Origin of the sequence: Methanosarcina siciliae T4/M (assembly GCF_000970085.1) — an archaeon.
GTDB classification, from domain to species: domain Archaea; phylum Halobacteriota; class Methanosarcinia; order Methanosarcinales; family Methanosarcinaceae; genus Methanosarcina; species Methanosarcina siciliae.
Genome location: NZ_CP009506.1, coordinates 1,566,186 through 1,586,568 on the forward strand (window position 1 = coordinate 1,566,186; position 20,383 = coordinate 1,586,568).

The window sequence follows — 20,383 nt, forward strand, 5'->3', positions numbered from 1 at the left end:
GGAGCCATATGGGAAAATGAAAGCAAGAATGGAACACTTTCCTGCGAAAAACCCCAATCCCGTACTTAGCGTTGAAAAGGATGGTACTGTTCTTTACTCAAATGAGGCAGCTAAGCCTTTATTAATCGAATGGGGCGTGGAAACCGGAGAAAAACTGCCTTCCCATATCGGAGATATTGTGGAAGGGGTACTTTGCCGGAATAGACCCGAAAAAATGGAAATTAAAGTGGGAAAAAAAGTATACCTGGTGACGTTTCAGCTCTTACCTGAAGAAGAATGTGTGAACATTTATGGATTCGATATAAGCGACCAGAAAGTGCTTGAAGAAAAACTTAGGGAGAGTGAGAAGAAGTATCGTATCGTAGCAGATAACACCTTCGACTGGGAATTTTGGCTGGGCCCTGATGGTCGTTTCCTGTATATATCTCCTTCTTGCGAGCAGGTCACAGGATATACTGTCCGGGAATTCATGGACAACCCTGATCTGCTCCAGGAAATAATACACTCGGACGATCGGCAGGAATTTCTCCAGCATAGGCATGAGTTCCCCAGTCATCATAGTGTTCTCGAGTTTCGCATTATAACAAAAGATGGCGAAATAAGATGGCTTCGCCACCTGTGCCAGCCCGTCTACGATGGTAAGGGATGCTACGCCGGAAGCCGGGGCAGCAATCGCGACATCACCGAGCGTAAGCAAGAAGAGCAGCGGGTTCGCAGATACAACCGTATTCTTGAGGGTATCAACTGGATCTTCAGCAATGTGGTGCAGGCAAAAACAGAAGAAGAACTGGGGGAAGCATGTCTATCCGTAGCCCTTGAAGTAACCGGCAGTGAGTTTGGTTTCATTATTGAAATGGGTGCTGACGGGCTCCTGCACGATGTTGCGAAAAGCGAGCTGGCGTGGGAACAGTGCCGCATGTACGACAGGACAGGGCATCTTTATCTTCCGAGAGATTATCCTGTTCATGGTTTATACGGCAGTGTCATAATCAACGGGAAAAGCTTCTTTACCAACGATCCGCAGTCACACCCGGACAGCAGAGGCTTGCCGGAAGGACATCCGCTACTCAGGTCTTTTCTTGGCGTTCCCCTTATCCAGGACGGAAAAACAATAGGTTCGATTGCTGTAGCAAACCGTGAAGGCGGCTATAACCATGAGCAACAGGAGGATCTCGAAGCTATCGCGCCGGCAGTGGTACAGGCGCTGCAGAGGAAAAAAGCAGAAGAGAAAATTCAGACACTGGCTAATGCTGTGGAGTCGTCTAATGATGCAATTCTAACCAAGTCTCTTGATGGTATTATTACTAGCTGGAATAGTGGGGCAGAGAAGATTTATGGCTATTCGGCTGAAGAAGTCCTGGGAAAAAACATATCCGTACTTGAACCGGACAATACTAAAGGAGAAACAAAGCATTTAATTGAAAAGATTACACAGGGAGAAAGGGTCCAGCACTACGAAACTTTGAGGATGAAAAAGGATGGAACAATAATAAATGTTTCAGTAACTCTTTCTCCGGTTTTTGATGCATCCGGGAAACTTGTAGCTATCTCAGCTATTGCGAGAGATATTACTGAGAATAAAAAGGCAGAAGAAGCTATTAAAATAGCACATGAGAATTTGGAAGAAAAGGTTAAAGAGCGTACAGCAGAGCTCGAGAAAGCTTATGAATCTTTGAAAGAAAGCGAAAAAAGTCTTGCTGAAGCTCAACGAATGGCTCATATTGGGAATTGGGACTGGGATCTTGTAACTGGTGAAGTGTACTGGTCTGATGAAATGTATCTTATTTATGGACGTAATCCCAATGAACCAGGTGCAACTTACAGGGAACTTTTAAATTATATACACCCCGAAGATCGGGAATACTTTGATAGCGCCGTTAATAAATGGATAAATGGGGAGTTTCACAGAATTGATTATAGGATTATCCTGACTAATGGGGAAGAACGCACAGTCCATACACTACCTGAGGTTATTTTTGATAAGAATGATGTCCCTATTCGAGTGAAAGGGACTACTCAGGATATAACTGAACGTAAGAAAGCAGAAGAACGAATTAAGACCCTGGCGAATATTGTAGAATCATCAATAGACGCTGTAGGCACTTTATCCCTTGATGGCATTGTTACCAGCTGGAATAAAGGAGCGGAGCAGGTTTATGGTTATTCCCCAGAAGAAATTCTCGGAAAGCATGTATCCATTCTGGCTCCATCCCATCTAAATAAAGAAACGCTGGAATTAATTGAACTGATTAAACAGGGAAAAAGTATCTATCAATATGAGACTTCACGATTAGGAAAGGATGGAAAGAAAATATATGTCTCAATAACTTTTTCTCCTGTTTTTGATACAAATGGAAAGCTGTCCGCGGTCTCATTCATTTCCAGAAATATAACCGAACGCAAAAAAGCTGAAGAAGCTTTAAGGAATTTCGAAATTGCCCGTAAGAAGGAATTACATCACAGAATCAAGAACAATCTTCAGGTTATCTCCTCTCTTCTGGATCTTCAGGCTGATTTGTTTAAAGGTAGAAAGACGATCACAGATTCAGAAGTGTTGAAAGCTTTCAAAGAAAGCATTGACAGAGTTCTTTCTATTGCTCTTATACATGAGGAACTGTACAAAGGTAAAAATATTGATCTGCTTAACTTTTCGCAGTATATAAAGGAATTAGCTAATAATCTCTTCCTAACATACAGCCTCAAGACCGATGTCAGTTTAAATTTCGATCTGGAAGATAACCTTTTCTTAGATATGGATACTGCTATTCCGTTAGGGATGATCGTCAACGAACTGGTTTCGAACTCCTTCAAATATGCATTTCCTGAGAGGGATAAAGGAGAAATCCGAATCAAACTTCATAGAGAAGGAAAAGGAAAATGCAAAATCAATGGCTGTAAGTGTGCCGACTTCGTTCTGACAGTTTCAGATGACGGTATAGGTATTCCTGAAAATCTTAATATCAAAGATCTTAATAGTCTTGGATTTCAGCTTGTAACTTCTCTTGTAGACCAGTTGGATGGGGACTTTGAACTGAAAAGGAACAATGGCACAGAGTTCACTATGAGATTTACAGTGATAGAAAAAGATAAATCTGGCTCAAGTTAACTTTAAACCACAGGAAAATGAGTACAAAATTTGGAGTTATGAGGCAAAAAAGATTTACGTAGCAGGGGGCATAGTTATATCTATAAAAATGAAATTTAGCAACACATAGAGTATGCCTTTTTTTAAGATTTGAATATTGAATTTTGGCACCATTCAAATAATGCACTAAAATACTCGTCAAAATGATACTCCTTTTGATTTTTCAATTCCATAGCTTTAAGCAGAACTTTTTTATCTTCATCTGGTAATTGAGAAAGCAGCTCTCGTTTTGTCAGTATAAAATTTCCTGTGTTCTGAAAGTGAATGTTCTGCAAAATAAAAAAGACGGATTTATATGTACCTGGAAGCTTCATTATATTTTTTGCTCTTGAATCATGAATATATCGGTGACATAACTCGTGGTACAAATTATTAAGACTCATTTTTATATAAGTTCTTTCATCTTCCACCGTATATGTGGGGACAAACTCTGACAACCTCCCATAATAATCCTTTGTGGTATGAACAAGCTGGCATATTTCACATGGGTTCCAATTTTTGATATCCGATTCTCCGCATATGAAACCGCACGATTTATCGCTATTTCCACATTCGGCAATTATTTCCCGATAAGTCTCCATATCATTAACTGATAATCTATCAAGAATAACCATTACGTCAATATCACTGATTTCGTCGGCCTCTCCTCTAAAATAGCTTCCCTGCAATCCGACATATAATAACCGTGAGCTGTAATTTTGCTTTAATAAGTCGATCAGCTCTTTAAAATAAGTATCTATTCTAAGCATTCCGGATCCCCCGTTTCTTCATTTCCCAAATATACTTTGTGCGTTTTTCCCTCATAAAGGTTCATAATCTGCCTACGCAGCTTTGAAGGATACAGAGGCTGAGTATTGAGCGTTTTTATATCCAACCAATCATATCCAATTTGATTTGTGTCACCGTGTAAGGCTGTGTTGGGAATCTCGGCGACATATTCACACAGGAAAACTAAATCCACCCGATGAAATCTCTCACCATGAACACCTTCAACAGCAAAAACCAGTTCTTTCGGAGTAACACTGATTCCCAATTCTTCGGAAACCTCACGACAAGCGGCATCAGGGAGCAGTTCCTCTGTTTCCTGCCCTCCGCCAGGCATGATATACCAAACTTCACCATTCTCCTGCAATTTTATTGCAAGCATCTTACCGTTTTTAATTATCAAAGCTTTTGCAGAATTTCTTATCAATCGACCCATAAGCTGCTCTCCCTATTATATAATAATCTCACTGGCAAAATCACTGGATTTTAAATATGGCTACAATCCTTTGAACATGAAATATTGACCTGTGCCAGAAGAGTTCGAATATTGAGTTTGATCGAAAAGTGAATTTTTCTTGGGAATTCAAGATTTCAATCCAAAAATGTAAAAATCACTAGATTTTGGAACTGAGTCGCAAAATCGCTAAAAATATACAATCGTACACTATATCCTTGATTAGCTATCTATTGATATAGTTGATAAACAGCGAAGTTTTGTAACAATGCATTATAAATGATCACAGATTTAAGTTTTGTTTTATAAGGTTCTGTTAATACCCAATAGATCATAAATGCTGTAATGGCTAATAATATGTCTTTTAAAAAAAGAAAGAGTGCGAGAGGTGCGATTCGAACGCACGAACTCCTACAAGACTAGGCTCTGAACCTAGCGCCTTTGACCTGGCTGGGCAACTCTCGCAGAATGTAACTCGTGTTTCAGCAGCACATAGTAGTGCTCTTTGTTTTTATACTTTTTCCTTGAAATCCTTTTCGGGATATGAAAATCCGGGTTACTTTTTTAAGACTTTTGCTTTGTAAGGACAGAAGGCAATAATGTTACCTTTCAGGCTCGGGATCCATTGGGATATGGGCCTTTGAAGATAAGGGGGGAAATTGATGAAAATTTATCTCATCAATTTCAGGATAAGGGCTTTCTGGGCGTGCAGGCGGTTTTCTGCCTCTTCGAAGATTACGGAGTTCGGGCCGTCCATTACCTCGTCCGTAATTTCAAGGCCTCGTCTGGCGGGCAGGCAGTGCATCACTATTACGTCCGGCTTTGCAACGCCGAGGAGTTCGGTGTTGACCTGGAAGGAAGCAAATTCTTTCAGGCGCTTCTCCTGTTCTGCTTCGTCACCCATGGAGACCCAGACATCCGTATAAATGATGTCAGCATCTTTGGCTGCAGCTTTCGGGTCATCCGTAATTGTGAACTTGCCTCCGAGAGCTTTTGCCTGTTCGAGGAACTCGGCTTCGGGTTCATAGCCTTTCGGGCAGGCAACGGCAAACTCCATTCCCACAATAGCCGAGCCCAGCAGGGCTGAGTTGCAGACATTGTTTCCGTCTCCTACCCAGGCGAACTTCAGGCCTTCGAACTTTTTCTTAAACTCCATGATGGTCATGAAATCCCCGAGGATCTGGCAGGGGTGTTCCCTGTCTGAAAGGGCATTGATCACGGGCATGGTTGAATATTTGGCAAGCTTTTCCACGGTATCGTGGCTCATGACTCTTGCCATCAGCCCGTGCAGGTAACCGGAAAGAGTCCTGGCTGTATCTTCAATCGTCTCGCCTCTGCCGACCTGGATATCCCTGGAGTTCAGGTAAAGGGCATGCCCTCCGAAGTCTGCCATTGCAACTTCGAAAGATACCCTGGTCCTTGTGGAGGATTTCTCGAAAATCATCCCGAGACTTTTGTTCTTCAGGTACTCGGTAGATTCTCCTGCCTTGCGCTTTGCTTTCAGGTCCGCTGCCGATTCGAGGAGTTCGTAAATCTCCTCCTTTGACAGGTCAGTTATTGAAAGTACATCTCTCTTCATCGTCTCAAACCCCGACTTCGTTCTGGCCGAATTTGAATTTTTATACTACTGCATAGTACTTATTAACGCAGTATTTATTAACGCATTATTTACGCGCTGTACTCCTTCATTGCTTTTGAGACAGTCAGCCTCTAAGTTCTTTCATATGGTCGATTCTTTTCCGGATAAGACTGGCAGTGCCGATATCTTTCCGGAAGAAGAGTTTACCCTGAATATTTTCAAGAGCACTCTGGGCGATTTTTTCTGCGGCCTCTATTGTTTCCGCACGCCCTACAACAGCAACGGCACGGGAGCCGGTGGTGTAAATTTTTCCATCTTTTTCATACACGCTTGCATAGTAGACTGAAGCTTCTCCCAGGTCTCCTACAAGCACTTCACTGTCTTTTTCAGGATTCTCCGGGTAGCCTGCAGGAACTGCGTACTTGCAGACCGTCGCTTTCCTGCTGAACTTAACAGGCAGGGAATCTAGGGTGCCGTTTACCACAGCTGACATAATTTCTACAAAATCAGTCTCAATAAGGGGGATAACATTCATAGCTTCAGGGTCCCCGAACCGCGCATTGAACTCCACGACTTTGGGCCCGCTGGTTGTAAGGATGAACTGCCCGTAAAGAACCCCCTGGTATCCTGTCCCGGTTTCCTCATGAAGCGCTGTTACGGTATGCTGCATGATCTTTTTTGCCTGCTCGATATCGTCAGCAAGCATGAAAGGCAGGATTTCTCCCGCATCGGTATATGAGCCCATCCCACCCGTATTCGGGCCGAGGTCCCCTTCATAAGCTCTTTTATGGTCCTGCACCGCAGGGAAAAAAGCAAGGTTTTTTCCGTCCACAAAAGCCTGGAGGGTGAATTCTTCCCCTATGAAACGCTCTTCAATAACTACGGATCCTTTCTCCAGAAGCTCGCTTGTATATTCCATGGCAGCTTTGAGGTCCGGGAGCTGGTCGCCCATCACCTTTACGCCTTTTCCGCCCGTGAGCCCCGAGGGCTTGACCGCAACATCACCCAGCTTTTCAATGAAGGCACGTGCAGGAGCTTCTTCCGTGAAAACCTCATAAGCAGGGCATCCTTCGATTCCGTATTTCTTCATGAAATTTCTTGCCCATGCCTTATCAAACTCAATAACAGCACAGGCTTTTTTCGGGCCTACGACAGGGACCCCGATTTCCCAGAGGGCATCTGCGACTCCTGCAGCGAGCGGCGCTTCAGGCCCAACAAAAGCCATTTCAATGTTCCTGGCTTTTGCATATTCAACGATTTTTTCAACCTCGGTTTCCTTTTCAAGCAGGAAATCCTCACAGAGGGCGGCAATTCCGGGGTTTTTCTTTGCCATTAACGCATAAAGGATGGGGTTATGCTTGCTTTTCTTAATTCCTTCGGCAATTGCGTGTTCCCTTCCGCCGCCGCCGATGAGCAAAATCTTCATTTTCATTCTCCTTGTTCAAAAAAATTTATTTTTAACCTGAAATTTGTTCTTGATATCTAAGGGGGAAATTCAGTGAAGAAAAGGTAATGGATTCTGGGAATTCGCAAGACCTTTCTTTCTATTTCAAAAGTATTTTTATCTCTGTGGATGATATTTTTAACCAATAACACGATAAAAGGATTTCCTAATTCTCTATTTCTTCTGATAAATATCTTCTCATTGTTAAGCTCAAATTTATATAAAAAATCAGTTAGTTTTAACGTTTTTACGGTTAGTTTCACTTCCCGAGTTTCGCTTCGGGAGCACGAGGTCCGTTTCGCTTCGCTCAAGCGGACTACTTGATGGGTTTTTGCAGGTAGTTTCGCTCAAGAGGTCTAATTTATGGTTTGGAATAGTGAAATTCACTCCGGTGAACTAAAATTATAGATCTATCTGACAAGTGCAACGTTATTCGCTATCCTGAACCGTTCATGTCCGCTCGACATAGGAGAGCGGTCTTTCTCAAAAAGACTGAAAAGAAGGAGAAAAACAAGTAAAGTAAGAACTATCAAAGAAGCTGTAAATACAAACAAAAAAAAGAACAAATCAAGTTACATCAAAAAATGTCCCTCTTCTGTATATCTTTTCCAATCAAAATTCTTTGTTCTGCTCTTTGTGAAGGGCCGCCAGACAAGCTGGCGGGGGTGCTTAGATTTCTCTGTGGATTTAAATGAGGTTCTCTGGGTCAAGAGAATATCCTTTGAACAGTGAGGAAAATTACGAATTCAGTTTCTTTGGTGTCATTCTCTTGACGTCAGTATGGTTCGTCTGTTACATCGTTAAACAGAGGTTCGGGAAAGTGCTCCGGCACTTACCTTACTTTAGGAGGTCACTTGCAGTTACCAGAGGCACAAATTCGGCATCTGCTTCTTTGAGTTTTTCCTTTGCTCCTTCTTCCCGGTCCACTACGGTGATAACGTATTTGACGCGGGCTCCTGTTTCCCTTACAACCTCGATTGCGTCCCGGACCGAGCCTCCGCTGGTTGTTACGTCTTCGAGCATTACCAGCCTGTCTTCGGGTTTGAGGTCTCCTACAAACCTGCTTTTTGTGCCATATTCCTTGACGGATTTTCTGACTATCAGCAGGGGAAGCCCTGTTTCGAGGGAAACTGCAGTTGCCAGGGGGACTCCCCCGAGTTCCACACCTGAAACGGTGTCAACATCCATTTCCTTTACCCTTAGGGCCGCCTGCCTGGCAATGATTTTCAGGGTTTTGGGGTCGGTGCTGGCTTTCTTGATATCGATGTAGTATTTGCTTTTCTTTCCCGAGGCGAGCGTGAAGTCCCCGTAGCGGACAGCTCCGCAGGCTTTGAGGGCTGCGATCAGTTCCTGTTTCTGTGTCTCGATTTCGTTTCCGGTATCTGGTTTTGATTGACTCATTTTCTCACCAGTAGTTTTTTCCATTTTCTCAAGTTTTTCTCTTCTACAGGGTCTTCCTTCTACAGGATCTTCTTCTCATGTGGGGCTCATTAATTTTTCCCGGTGAATTTTACCAGGGTTCTTTCTTGACCCCTATAAAGTATCCGATTATGTTTGTTGTAAGATGGAGCAGAGGGGTCATTATGAGGACTGTAAGCGCGATCCCGGTTGTGAAATTGCTCACGAACCATTCCGGGGCTACAAGGTATGTGAAAACCCAGGCTCCTACAACGAAATCCAGCTGGTCTACAAGAGGCAGGGACGCTCCCCTTTTAAGACCCATCCTGCGCTTGAAAAAGCTCTTGAACATATCTCCGAACAGGGCGCCGGAGGCAAGAGCAAGAACAACAATCAGAGCGGTTGCATAATCCGGGCCAAAGGTAGGCATTTTGATTCCCATGATCTCAAAACCCCTCATACTCAGCCATATCTCAATGCATCCTGCAAGAAACCCGCAAAATATGCCTGAAAAGAGTCCTCTGTAGGTCTTCCCGTCTCCTAGAATCCTTCTCCCGTCCTTATAAGTCCTGCCCCCGTCGATAGGCTTTCCTCCTCCGAAGACGGCTGCGAAGGGATTGGAGAGGTAGGCCGGAAGCATCAGCCAGAATGCCTTGATTATTAGCTCGATCGTAGTATCAACTCTTAACTTTCTAATTTTTAATAACGCTCTAATTTCCGGTTTATTCTTTTCTGAGGCAGAAGTTAACTTTCTTCCATATCCTTATTCTTTTTATTTTTTTGTATGGCTTGCTTGCAGGGGGAGAAATATAATTATTTTCCGTTCTCCTCGCCCTTTATCCTGCGACTTTTTTAGTTACTTTTAAATAATGGGCGTTTAAGTAAATATTAGTCCCTATTTAATTGTATTTATTTTATGAAGTTTTATTTTTCATTCACTTTCTCAAGGTTTTTTATGAAAAAGCTAAACGATGTTCTCACAGTTCGCAGCACCATATTTGCTACAGTCTCCATGCTGGTGCTGCTTGCCGCTCTGATAACGATGGGGCTTTTAACCCCATTTATCGTGAGGGTCAGTACAGGAGAAGAAATCCTGCTTGATTCTGCCTATTTTAATCTGCGGGCAGCCCTGCCTACCCTTGCCCTCGTAATGCTTTTGACCCTGTGCCTCCTGCTCGGGAGTGCAGGGAGAAAGGAAGCCCTTCTTGCGCTCGGGCTCGGAGTTGCAGGTTCCGCACTTTCGGTTGTTTTTTCTCCGTTTTCAAGTCTGCCTGTCAATATCTCGTTTTCACTCCTCGCAGTGGCTCTCTTTGCGGTTATGTACAGGCTGCTTTCTTCGAAGGAAAAGACCCTGAAAGGAACTCTTCGGAGGGCAGGCTCTCATATTATTCACCTTGGGGTAGTCCTGCTCCTTGTTGGCATTCTCTTCAGCACCAACATGAAGCTTGAAGACTCTGCTGCTGTCCCTGTGGGAGAGGTGGGCACTTTCCAGGACATGGGGTACAGCATTCAGGTTACCAACATCACTTCGGGAATCGAAGGGGCTCCTTACGGGAGCTACCCTGGCTCGGCTTATGTAAGTACCGTATATTTCGATGTGTACAGGTGGGGACAGCCTTTTGACAGCGGACAGGTCAGGTACATAAGCGACTTCAAATGGGAACAGTCCTACACCGAAACCTATATTCACAGAGGGCTTCTGGAAGAACTCTTTATCGCCCCCAAATCCGTGGATACAAAAACCCAGACCGTGGAACTTTATGTACGGAAGGTCCCCTTCATGACTTCTCTCTGGGGAGGGTTTTATTTGATGGTGCTTGGTATCCTCTTACTCTTCATCTCAGACTCTCTTGCAGGGGAAAAAGGTGCCCCCGGAAGCGGCCTTTCCGGAACCCTTACTTCTGAAAAAGGGGCTCAGGTAAAAGGAATCAAAAATGACAGCAAAAAAAAGCGCGTTAGCAAAAAAAATGTATGAGACGGGTGTGCAGATGGTGATCGTATGAATACCGGAATGGGACTCATCTGGATAGCGGGGGCTTCCGGACTGCTTGCTTTTTTAACCTCCCTGCTGTACTTCTTCGGGCAGGCCAGGAAGTTTCGGGTTCTTTCCGAAAAACTGGAACTTCTCGCAGGGGCTGGACTGGTGATCTCGATATTCCTGCTTGCTTCCCACCTGCTTGGTGTGGATACTCAATACAGTTACGTCTTTCAGCACTCAAGCACCGACCTTGCCTGGCACTACAGGCTTTCCGCGCTCTGGGCAGGGCAGGAAGGCTCTTTTTTGATCTGGACGGGCTTTATCTTTGTAATGCTTGCAATAACGCGTTTTACAGGTACCGGGAAAGTCCTCCGGGAGACCGAGCTTTTTTCACTTATGAGGTCGGTTTCGCTCTTTGTAGCCTCGGTATTCCTGTTGCTCCTGGCGTTGAAAAATCCGTTTTCCATGTATTATTACACAGGTACGGGAGTGCCTGATGTTACAAACTGGAACCTCTTTGCGGAACCTTTCGTTGTTTCTTATGGGCAGGGTATGAACCCTCTGCTTAGGAATCCCTGGATGGCTATCCATCCTCCTCTCCTGTTCCTTGGATACGCAGCTTTCACTCTCCCGTTCTCTGCTGCAATCGGAGGTCTTGTCCTTAGGGATAGCCGTTGGTCGGAACTTGCAACAGGCTGGATGCGTGTCTCCTGGCTCTTTCTCACCCTCGGGATAGGCTTCGGGGCCTTCTGGGCGTATGAGGTGCTTGGCTGGGGAGCCTGGTACTGGACCTGGGACCCGGTAGAGACTTCTTCCCTGATCCCCTGGCTTACGGCAACGGCTTATCTGCACGCAAAGCTCAGGGTCCGACAGGGGGAGTATGGTTTCCTGCTCCCTATGCTAGCACTTGTATCCTTTATTCTGGTTATCTTCTCGACCTTTGTCACAAGAAGCGGGCTTTGGGTATCCGTGCATTCCTGGCAGGACTTCACAATGGAAGGGACAATAATTGCTCTCTTTCTGGTGGTCCTTATAGGTTCGAGTGCGGTTCTTCTTGCCAGAAAGTATTTTAGCGAGGACTAAGTTTAACAAAAATCATATTTCCGGGAAAAAAACGCTACATGAAGCGCTACATGGAATCTCAGGGGCTGCATGAAATTTTAGCCTTTTTTGGGTTTTACTTTTCCCGGAATTTTTACTTCTTTTTAGTTTTTTTCCGGATTTCCTATCTTTTTCTATTTTTGCCCTGCTTGAATACTTTCAGGAAAAGTCTCACATAAGTTGGGAAGATTGCCACAGATTTCTCCGTTTTTTCAGGACAATTTTTTGATCTGCGTCAGAATCAGGATATAAACATTTCTAAATTATCCTTGACGTTTTATTGGCAGGATGTCTTTCTATAATTTTTTTGATCTGTACAATTATAATATTTTTGTTGTGATTTCTTCAGGTTTTTATCCGAATAATTGGATTATTATGCCTCCTACATTTGATTATTTTTTTACAACTGCTAATGTCAGGTGTGGTTGAAAGTTTTTCAATTCCCTTTTAATATATACAACTTTAAATAGTATGAGTACATTATTAATTGTTGGAGATGAATAACCTTCTAATTATATACGTATACAGGTTTAATTGATGAACCTATGCGTCTCTTCCCATCAATTTAACAAAACGATTCTCTGGTAATTGGTTATGAAAATGTGTTACGTTTATTTTTGATAACCGGTTGCAGGGTTTAAAACGTAAACAATTCGCTAGATTGTGAAAAAACGCTTTTTATTTAATTTAATGTTTTAAAACGGGATAGGGCACCATATAAATATATATACGGTGTTAAATTTTGGAAGTTGTTGTCGGCTTTACGCGGTGTTTATGAAAGCTACCCTTCAAGGTCTGGGCATAATTACTGTGATATTCTTTAGCTGGCAGATTAATTTATAAAAATTGGAAAATGAAGGGGTTATCATGAAAGACTATGAAGTAAAAGTGCTGGACGAAAACGACCACATTTTTATTGAAACGTTAAGGAACCTCGGGATGTCAAGAAATGTTGCTACAACTATGGCATATCTTATGAATGTCGACGAAGCTTCATCCCGTGAAATTGAAATTAGTACTGGACTGAGGCAACCCGAAGTAAGTCTTGCAATGAGGCTGATGCGGAACCAGTCCTGGGTTAATGTACGTTCGGAAAAGAAACCCGGTAAAGGGCGCCCGATAAAAATCTATTCCCTTGCAGCTCCTGTTGATGAGATTATAAGCTACTATGAGGATAAAATCTATAAGGAATCTCAGGCAACGATCTCAGCAATTAAAAAACTGAAGGTTATGAGCAAAAAGGTGCCTTTAACACCCACAAAATAAAGGCTCTCCAAAAGGGTTAGATCCATAATGGCTGACAATCCTTCCCGGAACTCACCATTATGGAAATCAAATCCTTCTTGATTAATTTCTCTTATTTTGCCTCTTGCAGGTTCTTTTCCTCTTTTTGTTCTTCTGTTTCTCCCTTCATTTTCGGTTTTTTTCCGCTTTTTACTTCTTGCTCTTTCTCTTTACAAACCTTCCAGTCATTTGAATTCACGATGAATATGAAATTCTTAAAGAATATCTAGTTGAGAATAAGCGTTATTGAAGGGTGCCAGAATAGAAAAGTAACCTTATGAATCTTTCAAAAATGGGGGAAAATCAGTTGCAATAAAGAAGGAACCCTGCCCTTTGAGGGCAGGTCAGCCACCTGTAACAACTTTAAGGATTGTAAGCCTATCGGAATTTACAGCCCCGTCAAGGGGAACCGCATTCCCTTCGTTTAATACAAGTACTGTTTCCTGATTTATATTCAGCTTATCAAGCAGGTCTTCGTAGGTAGCGCTTTCTGCCACTTCTACGATCTGCTCGGAAATTTCTCCAGCTTGAATTGTTACGTGTAACCTTTTACTCAATCTAGTGTTCCACCGCCGCTTACCTGAATTTCGTCTACAATTTCCTTGATTAACTTCTGCTCCAGTTCATATTCTTTTCTGATGCCTTTACGTTCTGCATTTCTTTTCTGGAACTTTCCGGTCATGTTCAAATCTCCTTACGATTTTTCAGGTTTGCAACATAGTGGGTATAATCTCTCCAAGCAGACTCTGTTGTTTTTCAGGAATCTGTCATATTTTAGAGATTTATATCCAATATCATAATGATTTTCTGTTTTAATTAACCTTTTGGTTAACGATACTTTGGTTAACATTTCTTCATTTTCAGTTGTTAGAAGTACAACGTATCTTTATTCCTAACAAAATGTATATGTTAACATTGTAGCTGATCTCGTTTGAATTATTGACATAATATGTTCAGAATTTCTATTTTAAAATAAAATTTGAGAATATCTGATCGGGAATCAGCTATCTTATGAAAAATGCACATTTTAATGCCTACGGTTCAATATTATATCTGTTGTTCGATATCTGCTGTTCGGCAATAATTTAATTTTTGAGGAGGTGGGCCTGATAATGGACGGGTAGATAAGCGAAAAGTTAAATAATAAGGAAAATGGGCTGAAAAATCAATCAAAAAAGTTATACACCAGCCGGGATTCGAACCCGGGTTCGAGCGTTGGCAACGCCCGGTGATGACCGCTACACTACTGATGTTCTCTATTTTTCTTTTCGTTTTTATGGTGCCCAGACCCGGATTCGAACCGGGGACAACTGCCTCTTCAGGGCAGCGCTCTCCCACTGAGCTACCTGGGCAGGCAGATAATCTACTGCTGAATCGCTCTTTCGGAATTGATCTTTAAAAGAGATACGGTGATTTTTAGTTTCTTTCCTTCCTGAAACAACTCAGGAAAGATTTTAACCGTTTTTGGGTATACTTAGGTATTTTTCAGTGGGCCCGCTGAGATTCGAACTCAGGACCTCCGCCATGTCAAGGCGACGTCATAACCGTCTAGACCACGAGCCCTCCAAGATGCATGTCTTCACTCCTTATTACAAAATGTGTTTGGAATAAGGTCTTAAAAAAGTTATACACCAGCCGGGATTCGAACCCGGGTTCGAGCGTTGGCAACGCCCGGTGATGACCGCTACACTACTGATGTTCTCTATTTTTCTTTTTCGTTTTTATGGTGCCCAGACCCGGATTCGAACCGGGGACAACTGCCTCTTCAGGGCAGCGCTCTCCCACTGAGCTACCTGGGCAGGCAGATAATCTACTGCTGAATCGCTCTTTCGGAATTGATCTTTAAAAGAGATATCAGTGATTTTTAGTTTTTTTCCTTCCTGAAATAACTCAGGAAAGATTTTAACCGTTTTTGGGTATACTTAGGTATTTTTCAGTGGGCCCGCTGAGATTCGAACTCAGGACCTCCGCCATGTCAAGGCGACGTCATAACCGTCTAGACCACGAGCCCTTTACCATGTGTATCGCTTCTGTTTCTTGCACCGAAGTGCAACACCATAGTACGCATCATCATTTATATAAGTTTTGGGTGGTTCGCGTTTTTTCTATTCGAATCAACCCCAGGAAAGCAAAAATTTTACAGGTTTTGCAAAGAATCTTTAGTTCTAGCTCCGTTTTCCGGGTTATCAACTTATAGTTCCTGCTCTACCTCATGAATGTCTCAAAATATTCTCTGCCTATTCCCTGTCCTCTCCCAATTGATTGCTTCCGGAAGACCTGTCCTATAAAATAGAATGAACACGCCTCTAAAATAGAATGAATGTAATAATTCCGCTGAGGGTAATATGAACGGAGCATCGGATAACACAGAAAAACCCCGGACAATCCAGGAAATCCAGGCAAAAATCGACGCTGGAGAAGCTGTTGTCCTTACGGCTGAGGAAATCGGCTCAAAGGTCAGGGCAGGGGAAAAAATCAGGTTTGAAGACATTGATGTCGTAACTACCGCAACTCGCGGGATCATGAGCGGAACGTATGCGGTCTTTTCCTTCAAAGTTTCCGAACCCGATTCTTTTGTAAAAGCTTCTAAAGTCCTGCTGAACGGAGTGCCGGCAGTAGTCGGGCCCTGCCCGAACGAAAGGCTTGGGGTCCTGGACCTTATCGTACTCGGGACAGCTCACAGTGAAACAGATCCTCGCTACGGAGGCGGGCACCTTTTCAGGGATCTGGTCGAAGGAAAGAGCATTACTGTGGACGTAACCACAAGTGGAGGAGACTTTTTTTCAGTCGAGACCCGTCTTTTCGAGATGCCTTTTGCGCGGCTTTATGCGACAAGACATGCCTTCAAAAACTACCGGGCATTCGTAAACCCGGGAAAAGAGGCTATTAAAACAATTTTCCATGCTCTGCCCTTTGAAGGCGAGTTCAGGGAACTGACCTTCTGCGGCTGCGGTGAGTTAAACCCGATTCAAAATGACCCAAAACTTGAGACAATAGGAATCGGGACAAGAGTCCTGATTAACGGGGCCGAAGGGTTCGTTACGGGTCAGGGTACCCGCAGTGCTCCGGATAATCCCAACCTTACGGGTTTTGCAGATCTTCATGACATGACTCCAGAGTATATGGGAGGCTTTGCAACCTCAGCAGGTCCCGAAATTATCAACACCTGGGCGGTCCCCATCCCTGTCCTTTCCCGGGAAATGCTGAAACATATCCTTCAGCTGGACAGCCAGATTCCGCTCAAACTGGTAGACCTTGCAGGCAGGCTCCCTCTTTGCGAGATCACCTACGGGGACGTCTGGGATAACGCCGACCTGAGTGTAATATACGAGCCAGAAAAATGCATTGACTGCAAGGTCTGCTGCGTGGCCGAAGCATGCCCTATGGGGGCAGTCAGCAAAGGAGAAAATGGAGCAGTGCACAACCCGGAACTTTGTTTTAACTGCGGACTCTGTATCTCAAGGTGCAAAGGAGAAGCCTTCAGCGCAAAGCTCGGGACTGTCAGCTGTGCAGTCGGAGGCTGCTTCAGAGATATCAAAGTAACCCTGCGCCAGTCAGACCGGGCAAGAGCGGTAAAAGCCGCAGAAGAGCTTAAGGCTCAGGTCCTTTCAGGAAAATTCAGGCTCAAGGAACCGGTGGAGAAAATAAGCTGGAGAGAATAAACCCGAAACCTTTGGAGAATTCGGAACCCCTGATAAATCCAGAAACTCTGGATGAATCAAAAAATCTGGTGCCAAAAAATCTGGTGCCAAAAAATCTGGTGCCTTTGAATTTATGGGAACTAAAGGCGGATGAAACAGGTGCTTTAAGATTTGTTGCACCTTTTTTGGCTCGCCTCATTGTCCTTCATATTTTTGTCTTACAATACGTTGAAGTTTCAGGGGTTTTAACTTTTGTTTTGATCTTTTTTCAGTGATTCCATGAAGCGTTTTGTTACATCTTCGGGACTCAGAGGGATATTTGGGGCTTTTGTGTTTCCCGGCTTAAGGATCACATGAATAAACGATGTCTGCCTGGCGTTCAGGGAATCTTTGTACAGGTATACGAGCTCCTCTTCCGCGTTGACCTTATGCGTGTTCTGTATCCCGCAGGCGTTTGCCAGGATTTCCAGGTCAATGTAGCGAAGCGCACAGGTTTCCTGGGAACCTGTAGAGCCGTAGGCCCCGTTGTCAAGGGCGAGGATGGTAAGGTTTTCCGGTGCTTCCCTGCCGACTTCCAGGAGAGCGTTTGGGTTCATTAGGAGGCTTCCGTCTCCATCAAATACCACAACCTGTCGGTCCGTGCGCAGGGCAATCCCAAGTCCTATGGAGGTGGTCAGTCCCATTGATCCGAACATGTAAAAGTTAAGGTCCCTATCCCTCGCAGCGTAGAGTTCCTTACAGGGTACTCCCAGGTTTGTTACGGTGAGTTCCCCGTCCAGTTCGGTAGCCACGGCAGAGATGGCATCGTTTCGGATCATGCGGGGCTCCAGGACCTTTTGGGTCAGGCGGAATTTGCAGACCTTTTCTTTCTCTGGTGTTTTCGGAGCTTTCTGGGTATCCCAGGCACAGCAGCTGGATCCTTCCCAGGTCCTGGGCGAGACCAGGGCAACGTGAGGGCGGAGGTTTTCGTATGCGTCCCTTATGACCTCCTCAAGGAGCCCAATTTTTTCAGGACCGTCTATGGTTGTATATGCGATCCCTGCTCCTTCAAGAATCCCGGGGAGGTGGACTCCCAGGGGGACCTGGGCTTCGATACCTTCTTTGTAAACGCCGCGCCAGCTTGTAAGGACAGGCAGGGGGATTTTGCAGATTACGTTAAGGGACTCAAGGGCATTGATCATGTTCCCAAGCCCTGTGCTCTGGATGAGCATCATGGGCTTTCCTCCTGCAAGGTAAGCTCCAGCGCAGATCCCTACCCCGTTTTCTTCCCTGGTCAGTTTGATTTCAGGAAAATTTTCCGAAACCAGGGGGAGCAGGTTCTTGATCCGGTCGCAGGGAAGCGTTGCAGCAAGGTCAATACCTGTTTTTTTCATGATTTCTATTACTTCTTCTTCCGGGTTTACCACGTACATACCTCTTACCATGCATATATCTTGAGTTTATTTTTCCCTTTGTTGAGTTTATCTTCTGTTTTTTTCTTTACTGATTCAGGATTTCGATAAGAGCCCGCAGGAACTCAGAGCTTCAGTTCCTCAAGCGGCACATCCGGGTTCGAGACAGTAATTTCAGGTTCAATCTGGAATAGTGTGAAGTCTTCCTTCAGCCGCTTGAAACCTCCGCCTGCAATATTCAGGAGAATGGTGTCGTCCTTTCCGACATTTCCGACTTCCACGGCTTTTAAGAGGGAGGCAACAGCAACGGTGGATGGAGGCAGGATGTCTATTCCTTCAAGGGACTCAAAAAGCGCTTTTGCGTCAAGGGCTTCTTCTTTAGTTACTGCATACATTATTCCGTCCGTATCGACAAGTGCATCATAGAGCCCGCCTGTCACGGAGTAGGGCGGTGCCCGGTTGGTAAGCACAGTGGCATAGGTCTCTTCGATCTGCTTCTTTGCATCTTTCATGTCAATTTCGGGAATGATCTCTCTTCTGCCTGCATGCCATGCATTATACATGGGGACGAAGGGAAGGTTCTGGGCAAGCTGGAGCTTTGGAAGCCTGGAACCGAAACTTCCGTCTTCCCTGAGGCGAAGAGATGCTTCCCAGGCTGAGATTCCTCCCGTCCCGCTTCCGACAGCCTGGAAGTAGTGGTCAGGCATCCTTCCTATGGTTACGGCCGCATCAAGCATTACAGTGCCCATTCCTTCTCTTCTGGCAACATTCCTGGCTCCTCCTTCAGGGACCATTCCCGGAAGTTTTGCAATTCTTCCTGCAAGATTGATAGCATCGGTGTAATCGTTCCCCGGAGTCATGCTGATAAGGTGAATTGAATCGGTCGGTTCTTCAGGCAGCCAGAGCTTCGGGATGCCTGGGTCGGGGACCACGATATAAACATCGGTTCCCGTAAGCGCCGAAACGTGTGCAAAAGCCCTCCCAGTATTTCCTGCAGAGGCAAGAACAATGGCTTTTCCTTCGGTTTCCTTGAGAAGCTGCATCGTAGGATGGGCTTCGAGTTCTTTGAAACTGCAGGTCTTGATAAAAGCTCCTTTCTCAGGCCAGTACCCGCTGAACCCTATGTACAGGTTCGAAAGTCCAAGTTCCCTCGCAAGAGCTTCACTTTTGTACGTGACGGGACCGGCTTCGGTAGTAAGCTCTTCCTGCACCGGGAGCCAGGAGTGAAACCTGCCTATCCCTGGCTGCTTTCTCAGCTCAAGCTTTTTTTCAAGGTATTCCGCCCGTAACAAGGAGTCGTCATCCTCACAGGTCAGCCTGTATTCCTGGCCGTATTCTCTGCCGCATTTCAGACATTTTAATATGAATCTTCCCATTGCTATCAAAGAAAATTGGGTTTCTTTTGCTACATATATGTTCCTGAATTCCGGACTTAATTTCCTTTATGTGTCATTATTTAAAATATATCGTCTTATCCGGCCAGTAGATCGTACTAAATGGAAGGCAGCGGAATGAGAATTTTCAAAAAATAAGCTTGCAAGCCGCGGGCAAGAACCTGGGAAGAAACAATATACGGAAGGTGAATAAAAATGTAATAAATTGAAATCTTTAGCTCAAACTCATTTGGGGTAAAAAGTATCTGTAGTTTCCTTTGCATGTTCGATATTTTTTCTGGTCCTGTCCGGGTAAACAAGAGTAAGTACATCCGGTTCCAGTCCTAATTCTTTGGAGTCATGAAGATAGTGTTTATCGCTCTCCCGTGAGATGTTTCCTATCCATATCTGGGCATTTGTCCTTCCTATTTTCTGGATCTCCACATTGTCAAAATCAAAAAAAATCTCTTCTATTTTAGGTTCAAGATGTTTGCTTCCGAACAGGAAAATGTAAACTTGAGCGAAGGGACTGAGGTGGTAATTTATCTGGACATCCGCGTCAGTCTTATCAAATTCAATTACCATACTATCAAGATGAATATATTTTCCTTCCCTGAACTGATTCGTATTAATTCCGGGCGTGACTCTTACAGCCATCAAAACAGCCGAGATGATCAGGGCGATCGTAATTATAGCTTTAACTTTCATGTGTCTAACGCTGTATTGGTATTCTTTTCTAATATATTTATTTCCTGCCGAATTCCGTTCCCTAAGGAAAAAGTACGGTTAATCTCTTCATGTCCGGACTAACTTTTTATCTGAATTCATAA

17 protein-coding genes and 7 tRNA genes are annotated in these 20,383 nt (G+C 44.2%); 6 read left to right on the top strand and 18 right to left on the bottom strand.

The window, feature by feature from the left end; genetic code table 11:
* The first annotated feature begins 16 nt into the window (after positions 1 to 16).
* On the top strand, positions 17 to 3,106 hold the full coding sequence (locus tag MSSIT_RS06710) for a PAS domain S-box protein (protein ID WP_197080341.1): 3,090 nt from the start codon (positions 17 to 19) through the stop codon (positions 3,104 to 3,106).
* Between the two features lie 122 nt (positions 3,107 to 3,228).
* On the opposite strand, the gene MSSIT_RS06715 is transcribed toward MSSIT_RS06710, so the two are convergent.
* The 7 genes from MSSIT_RS06715 to MSSIT_RS06750 form a co-directional block, all read right to left on the bottom strand.
* The gene (locus MSSIT_RS06715) at positions 3,229 to 3,894 is read right to left on the bottom strand and encodes a nucleotidyltransferase domain-containing protein (RefSeq protein ID WP_048171051.1); all 666 of its coding nucleotides are present in this window, start codon (positions 3,892 to 3,894) and stop codon (positions 3,229 to 3,231) included.
* The gene (locus MSSIT_RS06720; RefSeq protein ID WP_048171053.1) at positions 3,882 to 4,346 is read right to left on the bottom strand and encodes an NUDIX domain-containing protein; all 465 of its coding nucleotides are present in this window, start codon (positions 4,344 to 4,346) and stop codon (positions 3,882 to 3,884) included. Before MSSIT_RS06720 ends, MSSIT_RS06715 begins: the two co-directional genes overlap by 13 nt.
* Positions 4,347 to 4,744: 398 nt before the next feature.
* Positions 4,745 to 4,829: transfer RNA gene (locus tag MSSIT_RS06725), tRNA-Leu, on the bottom strand.
* 205 nt (positions 4,830 to 5,034) lie between these two features.
* Entirely contained in the window at positions 5,035 to 5,943 is a 909-nt protein-coding gene (gene argF, locus MSSIT_RS06730) for an ornithine carbamoyltransferase (protein ID WP_048171055.1), read from the bottom strand.
* A 124-nt stretch (positions 5,944 to 6,067) separates the two neighbouring features.
* A complete protein-coding gene (gene purD / locus MSSIT_RS06735; RefSeq protein WP_048171057.1) occupies positions 6,068 to 7,369 on the bottom strand; it encodes a phosphoribosylamine--glycine ligase in 1,302 nt (433 codons plus the stop codon).
* Between the two features lie 855 nt (positions 7,370 to 8,224).
* Entirely contained in the window at positions 8,225 to 8,788 is a 564-nt protein-coding gene (gene pyrE, locus MSSIT_RS06745) for an orotate phosphoribosyltransferase (RefSeq protein ID WP_048174573.1), read from the bottom strand.
* A gap of 109 nt (positions 8,789 to 8,897) precedes the next feature.
* Positions 8,898 to 9,425, bottom strand: coding sequence for a CDP-2,3-bis-(O-geranylgeranyl)-sn-glycerol synthase (locus tag MSSIT_RS06750; RefSeq protein WP_048171062.1), 528 nt, complete (start codon positions 9,423 to 9,425; stop codon positions 8,898 to 8,900).
* A 315-nt stretch (positions 9,426 to 9,740) separates the two neighbouring features.
* Between MSSIT_RS06750 and MSSIT_RS06755 the strand changes: the two genes are divergently transcribed.
* The 3 genes from MSSIT_RS06755 (at position 9,741) to MSSIT_RS06765 (ending at position 13,130) form a co-directional block, all read left to right on the top strand.
* Entirely contained in the window at positions 9,741 to 10,760 is a 1,020-nt protein-coding gene (locus MSSIT_RS06755; RefSeq protein WP_048171064.1) for a cytochrome c-type biogenesis CcmF C-terminal domain-containing protein, read from the top strand.
* A 24-nt stretch (positions 10,761 to 10,784) separates the two neighbouring features.
* A complete protein-coding gene (gene ccsA, locus MSSIT_RS06760; RefSeq protein ID WP_048171067.1) occupies positions 10,785 to 11,846 on the top strand; it encodes a cytochrome c biogenesis protein CcsA in 1,062 nt (353 codons plus the stop codon).
* Positions 11,847 to 12,731: 885 nt separating this feature from the next.
* Entirely contained in the window at positions 12,732 to 13,130 is a 399-nt protein-coding gene (locus MSSIT_RS06765) for a transcriptional regulator protein (RefSeq protein ID WP_048065665.1), read from the top strand.
* Between the two features lie 362 nt (positions 13,131 to 13,492).
* Here the strand turns inward: MSSIT_RS06765 and MSSIT_RS06770 are convergent, their stop codons facing one another.
* From MSSIT_RS06770 to MSSIT_RS06800, 8 genes are all read right to left on the bottom strand, one after another.
* Positions 13,493 to 13,705 (bottom strand): MoaD/ThiS family protein, encoded by a 213-nt coding sequence (locus tag MSSIT_RS06770; protein WP_048171069.1) that lies wholly within the window; start codon positions 13,703 to 13,705, stop codon positions 13,493 to 13,495.
* Positions 13,702 to 13,830, bottom strand: a complete 129-nt coding sequence (locus MSSIT_RS25240; protein WP_261789059.1) for a hypothetical protein — start codon at positions 13,828 to 13,830, stop codon at positions 13,702 to 13,704. Before MSSIT_RS25240 ends, MSSIT_RS06770 begins: the two co-directional genes overlap by 4 nt.
* Positions 13,831 to 14,329: 499 nt before the next feature.
* Positions 14,330 to 14,401, bottom strand: a tRNA-Gly gene (locus MSSIT_RS06775).
* Positions 14,402 to 14,425: 24 nt separating this feature from the next.
* Positions 14,426 to 14,500: transfer RNA gene (locus MSSIT_RS06780), tRNA-Phe, on the bottom strand.
* Positions 14,501 to 14,637: 137 nt separating this feature from the next.
* A tRNA-Val gene (locus MSSIT_RS06785) sits at positions 14,638 to 14,711 on the bottom strand.
* Between the two features lie 64 nt (positions 14,712 to 14,775).
* Positions 14,776 to 14,847: transfer RNA gene (locus MSSIT_RS06790), tRNA-Gly, on the bottom strand.
* A 25-nt stretch (positions 14,848 to 14,872) separates the two neighbouring features.
* Positions 14,873 to 14,947, bottom strand: a tRNA-Phe gene (locus MSSIT_RS06795).
* A gap of 138 nt (positions 14,948 to 15,085) precedes the next feature.
* Positions 15,086 to 15,159 (bottom strand) — tRNA-Val (locus MSSIT_RS06800).
* A 334-nt stretch (positions 15,160 to 15,493) separates the two neighbouring features.
* Between MSSIT_RS06800 and MSSIT_RS06805 the strand changes: the two genes are divergently transcribed.
* Together MSSIT_RS06805 and MSSIT_RS23985 are read left to right on the top strand one after the other, a co-directional pair.
* Positions 15,494 to 16,810, top strand: a complete 1,317-nt coding sequence (locus tag MSSIT_RS06805; RefSeq protein WP_048171072.1) for a methanogenesis marker 16 metalloprotein — start codon at positions 15,494 to 15,496, stop codon at positions 16,808 to 16,810.
* 11 nt (positions 16,811 to 16,821) lie between these two features.
* On the top strand, positions 16,822 to 17,064 hold the full coding sequence (locus MSSIT_RS23985) for a hypothetical protein (RefSeq protein WP_048171074.1): 243 nt from the start codon (positions 16,822 to 16,824) through the stop codon (positions 17,062 to 17,064).
* Here MSSIT_RS23985 and comE read toward each other — a convergent pair.
* From comE to MSSIT_RS06825, 3 genes are all read right to left on the bottom strand, one after another.
* Positions 17,035 to 18,201, bottom strand: coding sequence for a sulfopyruvate decarboxylase subunit beta (gene comE, locus MSSIT_RS06815; protein ID WP_048171076.1), 1,167 nt, complete (start codon positions 18,199 to 18,201; stop codon positions 17,035 to 17,037). The genes MSSIT_RS23985 and comE overlap by 30 nt on opposite strands.
* A gap of 104 nt (positions 18,202 to 18,305) precedes the next feature.
* Positions 18,306 to 19,556 carry a cysteate synthase gene (locus MSSIT_RS06820; RefSeq protein WP_048174574.1) on the bottom strand — a complete coding sequence of 417 codons (1,251 nt, stop codon included), beginning with the start codon at positions 19,554 to 19,556 and terminating at the stop codon, positions 18,306 to 18,308.
* 243 nt (positions 19,557 to 19,799) lie between these two features.
* Positions 19,800 to 20,261, bottom strand: coding sequence for a hypothetical protein (locus MSSIT_RS06825; protein WP_048171078.1), 462 nt, complete (start codon positions 20,259 to 20,261; stop codon positions 19,800 to 19,802).
* Between the last annotated feature and the right edge of the window lie 122 nt (positions 20,262 to 20,383).